The organism is Micromonospora sp. NPDC049257 (assembly GCF_040678915.1).
Classification (GTDB): Bacteria; Actinomycetota; Actinomycetes; order Mycobacteriales; family Micromonosporaceae; genus Micromonospora; species Micromonospora antibiotica.
Genome location: NZ_JBFAQU010000061.1, coordinates 1 through 3,487, shown reverse-complemented (window position 1 = coordinate 3,487; position 3,487 = coordinate 1). Strand labels below are relative to the sequence as shown.

At 70.5% G+C, this 3,487-nt stretch carries 4 protein-coding genes; 1 reads left to right on the top strand and 3 read right to left on the bottom strand.

Annotation, left to right across the window (positions count from 1 at the left end; translation table 11 throughout):
* From AB0K25_RS31695 to AB0K25_RS31685, 3 genes are all read right to left on the bottom strand, one after another.
* On the bottom strand, positions 1-907 hold a 907-nt coding region (locus AB0K25_RS31695; RefSeq protein ID WP_357538580.1), incomplete at its 3' end, for a beta-ketoacyl synthase N-terminal-like domain-containing protein.
* Between the two features lie 80 nt (positions 908-987).
* Positions 988-1,197, bottom strand: a complete 210-nt coding sequence (locus AB0K25_RS31690) for a ferredoxin (protein WP_308291068.1) — start codon at positions 1,195-1,197, stop codon at positions 988-990.
* Positions 1,194-2,399, bottom strand: a complete 1,206-nt coding sequence (locus AB0K25_RS31685; protein ID WP_357538582.1) for a cytochrome P450 — start codon at positions 2,397-2,399, stop codon at positions 1,194-1,196. The genes AB0K25_RS31690 and AB0K25_RS31685 overlap by 4 nt, the downstream gene beginning before the upstream one ends.
* Positions 2,400-2,583: 184 nt before the next feature.
* On the opposite strand from AB0K25_RS31685, the gene AB0K25_RS31680 reads away from it, so the two are divergent.
* Positions 2,584-3,487 (top strand): beta-ketoacyl synthase N-terminal-like domain-containing protein (locus AB0K25_RS31680; protein ID WP_357538584.1); only part of this gene is annotated, 904 nt, incomplete at its 3' end.

The window sequence follows — 3,487 nt, the reverse complement described above, 5'->3', positions numbered from 1 at the left end:
GGTTGACCGCGCTGCCCCGGATGACCGCGAGGACGGGTCGTCCGGCCCGGCGGGCGTCGGACAACCGCTGCACCACCACCACACCCACACCCTCGCCCCAACCGGTGCCGTCCGCGGACGAGGAGAACGCCTTGCACCGGCCGTCGGGCGCCAGGCCACGCTGGCGGCTGAACTCCACGAAGGTGGTCGGGGTGGCCATCACCGCGACCCCACCCACGAGCGCCGTCGAGCACTCCCGCTTACGCAGCGACTGGGCGGCCAGGTGCAACGCGACCAGCGACGACGAGCAGGCGGTGTCCACCGACAGGGCCGGCCCCTCCAGGCCGAGCGTGTAGGCGATCCGGCCCGAGGCGAGGCTCGCGAGGCTGCCGTTGGCGACGTAACCCTCGAAGCTCTTCGGCGCCGGTCGTAACCGGGAGCCGTAGTCGTTGTACATCACCCCGACGAAGACGCCGGTGTCGGTGCCGCGCAACGCGTCCGGCGCGATACCCGCCCGCTCCACCGCCTCCCACGACGTCTCCAACAACAACCGCTGCTGCGGATCCATCGCCAACGCCTCACGCGGCGAGATCCCGAAGAACTCCGCGTCGAACCCACCCGCCTCGTGCAGGAAACCACCCTGCCGCGTGTACGACCGACCCACCGCGTCCGGATCAGGATCGTAGAGACCCTCCAGATCCCACCCCCGACCCTGCGGAAAATCACCCACCGCGTCGCGACCCTCGACCACCAGATCCCACAACTGCTCCGGCGAGACCACCCCACCAGGAAAACGACACGCCATACCCACGATCGCGATCGGCTCCCGATCCTGCTCCTCCACCTCGGCGAGGCGGGCGCGGGTCTGCCGCAGATCGACGGTGGCGCGCTTGAGGTACTCACGGAACTTGTCTTCGGAGTTCGACACGGGACAGGCCTTTCCGGGTGCCAGGGATGCGGGAACCCGGCCCACGCGCCCGGTGGGCGGGCTGTCGAGCGAAGCGGGAATCAGTCCCGCTCGTGCACGGAGATGGCGTTGCTCGGGCAGTGCCGGGCGGCGGTCCGGGCCTCCTCGTACCGGTCCGCCGTCGGCTCGACGACCAGCACCACGGCGATGCCGTCCTCCTCGCGCTGGTCGAACAGGTCGGGGGCGGCGAGCACACACTGGCCCGAGCAGCAGCACTGCTCCTCGTCCACGGTCAGGCGCAGGAAACTCACCAGGTCACCTCCAGGGAGTGCAGGCCGTAGACGGTGGCCTCCTTGAACGGCTGCTCCTCGGGGGAGGTCAGCAGCTTCATGGCGGGCAGCCGGGCCAGCACCGTGTCGTAGACGATCTCGAGTTCGGCGCGGGCCAGGTTCTGCCCGAGGCACTGGTGCACGCCGTAACCGAAGGCGACGTGGCCGCGGACGCCGCGCCGGAAGTCGATGGTGCCCGGGTCGGCGAAGACGTCGCCGTCGTGGTTGGCAGCGGCGGCGGAGGCGACGAAGCCCTCACCGGCGCGCACCCGGTCCGCGCCGAGGTCGATGTCGGCCAGCGCGACCCGGGCGGTGGGGTAGTCGACGATGCTGAAGTAACGCAGCAGCTCCTCGACGGCGTTCGGGGTCAGGGTGGGATCGTCGGTCAGCTGCGTCGCGAGCCGCTCGTCCCGCAGCAGCGCGAGCAGGCCGAGCGAGATCATGCTCGCGGTGGTCTCGTGCCCGGCGAGCAGCAGCAGCATCGCGAACCCGGTGAGCAGCTCGTGGTCGTAGCAGTCCGCCGCCCGGTACTTCACCGACAGGCGACCCAGCAGGTCGTCGTCCGGATTGCCGTCCTTGCTGCTGACCAGGTCCCCGAGGAAGGCGCGGAGCGCACCGAACGACTCCTGCCGCTGCTGCGGGGTGCTGGCCCGGGCCAGCAACACCTCCGTGTGCCCCTGGAAGACCTCGCGGGAGCCGTACGGGACGCCGAGCAGCTCGCAGATGACCAGGGAGGGGACCGGCAGGGCCAGCTCCCGTACCAGGTCCACCGGGCGGGTCCCGATCGCCAGCAGCACGTCGATCCGGTCGTCGACGATCTGCTGGATGCGCGGCCGCAGCTGCCGGATCCGGTGCACGGTGAACTCCGCGGCCACCATCCGCCGGTGCAGCGAGTGCTCCGGCTGGTCCATCGAGAGCAGGAAGCCCTTCTGCGCGAAGGCCTGCACGTTGGCGACGGTCGCCGGGAAGCCGGGGTGGGCCCGGTTGGCACTGGTGGCGGGGTGGCCGAGCAGCGTGCGGACGTACTCGTGGCTGGTGGCCAGCCACGCCGTGTTGCCGTCCTGGAGGGTCACCCGGGACAGCGGCCGGGCGGCCCGCAGCTCGGCGTACTCGCGTGGTGGGGAGAACGGGCAGGTACGGGGCATGGGGAATGCCGGTGCGCCCGGAACGCCGTCTTCGGTCATGCCGGGAACCTAGGGACGGACTCTAAATTCACCCTTACCCGCGCCCGTCAGCCCCCGGTTTCCCCGCTCCGAGCAGGCGATTTAGAGCCCTGATAGGGCGATCTAAGTACGTACGCGGACAGTCCTGTGTAGTCCGATGGGTCTGCTCTCTTCAGACCCGCGACCCCCAGGGGGATGGCCCGCGATGGCAAACGAAGACAAGCTCCGTGAGTACCTCAGGCGGGTCACCACCGACCTGCAGCAGACCCGACGCCGACTGGCCGAGGTCGAGGGTGCCGACCGGGAGCCGATCGCGATCGTGGGTATGGCGTGTCGTTTTCCTGGTGGGGTGGTCTCGCCGGAGCAGTTGTGGGATCTGGTGGTCGAGGGTCGCGACGCGGTGGGTGATTTTCCGCAGGGTCGGGGGTGGGATCTGGAGGGTCTCTACGATCCTGATCCGGACGCGGTGGGTCGGTCGTACACGCGGCAGGGTGGTTTCCTGCACGAGGCGGGTGGGTTCGACGCGGATTTCTTCGGGATCTCGCCGCGTGAGGCGTTGGCGATGGATCCGCAGCAGCGGTTGTTGTTGGAGACGTCGTGGGAGGCGGTGGAGCGGGCGGGTATCGCGCCGGACGCGTTGCGCGGCACCGACACCGGCGTCTTCGTCGGCGCGATCCCGCAGGACTACGCGCCCGACGTCCGTGCCGTGCCGGCCGAGGCCGAGGGGTACGTCGGCTCCGGCGTGCTGACCAGCGTGGCCTCCGGCCGGATCTCCTACACCCTCGGATTGGAGGGGCCGGCGTTGTCGGTGGACACCGCCTGCTCGTCGTCGCTGGTGGCGTTGCACCTGGCGGTCCAGTCCCTGCGCCGGGGGGAGTGCTCGATGGCACTGGCCGCCGGCGTGACGGTGATGTCCGCGCCGCGGTTGTTCATCGAGTTCAGCCGGCAGCGCGGGCTGTCCCGCGACGGCCGCTGCCGGGCCTTCGCCGCCGGGGCCGACGGGACCGGGTTCTCCGAGGGTGTGGGTGTGGTGGTGGTGCAGCGGTTGTCCGACGCCCGCCGGGCCGGACGACCCGTCCTCGCGGTCATCCGGGGCAGCGCGGTCAACC